Genomic DNA, 3,600 nt, shown 5'->3' with positions numbered 1-3,600 from the left:
GTCCGTGTGCTGCTGGCACCCGACTACAACTCCCACGGCAGCTCCACCCCGCCCGCCGCGGGCGGTGGTGCCCCGGCCGCGGGTGAGGCGGTGGGGGAGGCCCGTCCCGCGCCACGGCAGCAACCGAGTGACCGGAACGAACCACCGATCACCGCGGACCGGGTCGTCTGCGTCAACTGACCGCCACCACTACTCCGATCGGGTCATGTTGTCCGTTTCGGCGGAGTTTTTCGCGCTCGCGCGTAAGGACACGGCCGTCGACGCATTCCTCCCCTGTAGGAAACCGGTAGATGGTGACGGGCAGGGGTTGGCCAGTGCTGATCGAGACGGACAGATATCAACAGGTGTTGGGTGAGGAGCTGCGCAAGCTCAGGACGGCCAGGGGCTGGACCCGGAAGGAACTCAACGAACGGCTGCAGAGCGGGATCTCGCTGCAGACCCTGGCCACGTACGAGCTCGGGACGCGGCAGTGCTCGGTGGTGCGATTGGCCGAGCTCTGCCTGGCCATGGACGAGCTTCCGCAGGACCTGTTGGCGCGGGTGCACCGCAGGTTGTTCGCCGAGCACCAGGGCAGGCTGAAGGTGTGCCTGGACGACGTGGTCGCCGACGACCAGCCCGAGCTGCTGCCGCTGCGCCGCTGGGCGCGCGGACGGCTCGCCGAGGGTGGTGCGGCCGAGGTGCAGTTCGACCGCACCACCCTGGAGCAGCTCGCGGCGTTGTGCGAACTCGGCACCGAGGAACTGGTCACCCGCCTGCGGCGGCTGTCCGCTCCGGCGCCGCGGACCGCCCGTGCAGGCGGAAGTCACGCGGATCGAGCTTGCGGGTCCTGAGCCAGTAGCGCCAGGTGAAGCCGGGCCAGATGGTGCGGTTCACGCCCTGGCTGTCGAGATACCAGCTCGTGCAGCCACCGCGCGTCCAGACACCCTTGGACAGTTTGCGCTGGATCTCGGCGTTGAACCGCGCCTGCGCCTCCGGTCGCACCTCGATCGCCTCGGCGCCCTCGGCCTCGACCCACCGGATCGCCTCGGCGATGTAGCGCACCTGCTGCTCGATCATGAACACGACCGAGTTGTGGCCCAGCCCGGTGTTCGGGCCGAGCAGGAAGTACAGGTTCGGGTACCCAGTGACGGTGATGCCGAGGTGGGTCTGCATGCCCTCCTCGGCCCACTGTTTGCCGAGGTTGGTCCCCTGCGCACCGATGATGTCGAGGTCGTCGAAGGCGTCGGTGACGTGGAAGCCGGTGCCGTAGATGATGGCGTCCACCTCGTGCTCGACGCCCGCGGTGTCCACGATGCTGTGCTCGCGGACCTCGGCGACGCCGTCGGTGACGACGTCGACGTTGTCCCGGTTCATGGCCGGGTAGTAGTCGTTCGAGATCAGCACCCGCTTGCAGCCCATCACGTAGTCGGGCGTGAGCTTGGCCCGCAGTGCGGGGTCGTCGACGTGCCGGTCGATGTTGCGCTTGGCGATCTTCTGGGCGAACTTCATGATCCGCGGATCACCGTTGAACCCGACCGCGCGCAGTTCGAGCATCCAGTACAGCAGGTCGCGGTACGCCCGTTGGACGCCGGGAATCCGGGAGAACAGCCGCTTCGCCCAGTCCGGCATCCGCCGGTCCGGCTTCGGCATGATCCACGGCGGGGTCCGCTGGAAGAGGGTGAGCCGCTCGACGTCCTTGGCGATCTCGGGCACGAACTGCACCGCGCTCGCCCCGGTGCCGATCACCGCGACCCGCTTGCCGCGCAGGTCGTAGTCGTGGTCCCACTGCGCCGAGTGGAACGTCGTGCCCCGGAACGTCTCGATCCCCGGCAGGTGCGGGATCTGCGGGATGTGCAACGCCCCCACCCCACAGACCAGGTGCCGGGCGACGAACTCCTCGCCCGCGGCCGTGCTGATGTACCAGCGGTGCTCGTCGGTGTCCCACCGCGCGCCGGTCAGCTCCCGCCCGAACCGGATGTGGCGGTAGAGGTCGTACTTCTCCGCCACCCCGCGGATGTAGTCGAAGATCTCCGGCTGCGGGGAGAACGAACGCGACCACCCGGGGTTCTGTTCGAACGAGTACGAGTACATGTGCGACTGGATGTCACAGGCGCAGCCCGGATAGGTGTTGTCCCGCCAGGTGCCGCCGACCTCGTGCTCCTTCTCCAGGATGACGAAGTCGTCACGGCCGTCGGTGCGGAGCTGGATCGCCATGCCGAGTCCGGAGAACCCGGTTCCGACGACGACCACTCCGGTCTCGGTGCGTGTGCCCATGTCGCTGCCTCCATGCCGCTCTGCCTGGTCCCGGCGACCCTGTTACCGGCGGTTCACCTTACCGGCAGTAGGTTACCGGAAGTAGAATAGCGATCGTGAGCGCTAGTGCAAAGACCCCCGCCCGCCGCAAGCGCGTGCCCAGGGCCGAACGGGAACGGCAGATGGTCGAGGTCGCCGAGCAGGTCTTCGCCGAGCTCGGCTACGCCGCGGCCTCGATGGACGAGATCGCCGAACGGGTGGGCGTGTCGAAACCGATGCTGTACGAGTACTTCCACTCCAAGGAGGGGTTGCTGCTCGCCTGCATCCAGTCCGCCCGTGGGGAGTTGCGGGAGGTCACCGAACGCGCCGTCGTGGGGGCCGCGACCGCCGAGGACGCGCTGCGCCGGGGGCTGTCGGCGTTCTTCGAGTTCGTCCGCAGGCGCAGACAGGCGTGGTCACTGCTGCGCAACGAGATGGCACTGGCCGGAACCTCGGCCGCCGACGAACTGGAGGCGACCCGCCGACAGCAGACGGACCTGATCGCGGGCGTGATGGGCGGCTATCTCGCCGTCTCGGACCCGTCCCGCGCCCAGGCGTCGGCCGAGTTCGTCGTCGGCGGGTGCGAACGGCTGGCCATCTGGTGCGAGCAGGACGACGAGATCACACCCGATGTGGCCACCGATTACGCCATGGACCTCCTGTGGGGCGGAGTCAGTCACCTGGCGCAGGATCAATCGACTCACTGACACGCGGTTTTCACCCACAGTGGTGAGCCGCTGAGATCGTTCTCACTCTGGGTAGCCTTTTCTCCGGTGTCGTGTTGCTGCGCGGCCGCTGACGTCACAAACTTGAATCATCGTCATAAAGGCAGCGAACCACGTCGCCGCACGCGGCCGGGTACCGCTGTCCGGAGAGGGGTGAACAGGGGTGCAGACAGTCACCGCGACATACGCGCGCACGGACGAGAACTGGACGGTGCGCGTGTCCGGGCTCGGCAGGGAACTGGACGCCGAGGCGTCCGGGATCATCGCCGCCCGGGATCGCGCCGACCAGCTCGTGGACGAACTCGCCTCCGGCGGCGAGCAGCCCACCGTGGTCCACCTGATCGAGGGCAGCGCGGTGGAGTTCACCTCCACCTACATGGCCGCCCGCCTGGCCAGGGACGAGGGCACCGGCGCCCCGGAGCCGTCCGGGACGACCACGCGGGCCGCGGAATCCGCCCCCGCGGCGGAGCGTGCCGACGCGGGAACCCGGGAGAGCACGGCCGAGGCCGGCCCGGCGGACGACGGCAACGGCGCGGCCGACACGGCCGACATGGCCGACACTGCCGACACGGCCGACCTGGCGGAGACGGCGGAGAGCGGCGCG

4 protein-coding genes and 1 pseudogene are annotated in these 3,600 nt (G+C 68.7%); 4 read left to right on the top strand and 1 reads right to left on the bottom strand.

Annotation, left to right across the window (positions count from 1 at the left end; translation table 11 throughout):
- A pseudogene (locus ACTIR_RS26505) lies at positions 1-180 on the top strand (LCP family protein); the annotation flags it as partial.
- 134 nt (positions 181-314) lie between these two features.
- Positions 315-830, top strand: a complete 516-nt coding sequence (locus ACTIR_RS0109585) for a helix-turn-helix transcriptional regulator (RefSeq protein WP_034239270.1) — start codon at positions 315-317, stop codon at positions 828-830.
- Here the strand turns inward: ACTIR_RS0109585 and ACTIR_RS0109580 are convergent.
- Complete coding sequence (locus ACTIR_RS0109580) at positions 745-2,253, bottom strand: flavin-containing monooxygenase (protein ID WP_026454099.1); 1,509 nt, start codon at positions 2,251-2,253, stop codon at positions 745-747. The genes ACTIR_RS0109585 and ACTIR_RS0109580 overlap by 86 nt on opposite strands.
- Positions 2,254-2,348: 95 nt before the next feature.
- Between ACTIR_RS0109580 and ACTIR_RS0109575 the strand changes: the two genes are divergently transcribed.
- Together ACTIR_RS0109575 and ACTIR_RS27165 are read left to right on the top strand one after the other, a co-directional pair.
- Complete coding sequence (locus ACTIR_RS0109575) at positions 2,349-2,978, top strand: TetR/AcrR family transcriptional regulator (protein WP_199285594.1); 630 nt, start codon at positions 2,349-2,351, stop codon at positions 2,976-2,978.
- A 181-nt stretch (positions 2,979-3,159) separates the two neighbouring features.
- The coding region (locus tag ACTIR_RS27165; RefSeq protein ID WP_052583803.1) for a hypothetical protein at positions 3,160-3,600 on the top strand (441 nt) is incomplete at its 3' end.

Origin of the sequence: Saccharomonospora iraqiensis subsp. iraqiensis (assembly GCF_000430445.1) — a bacterium.
GTDB lineage: Bacteria > Actinomycetota > Actinomycetes > Mycobacteriales > Pseudonocardiaceae > Saccharomonospora > Saccharomonospora iraqiensis.
This window is presented reverse-complemented; position numbering and strand designations above follow the sequence as displayed.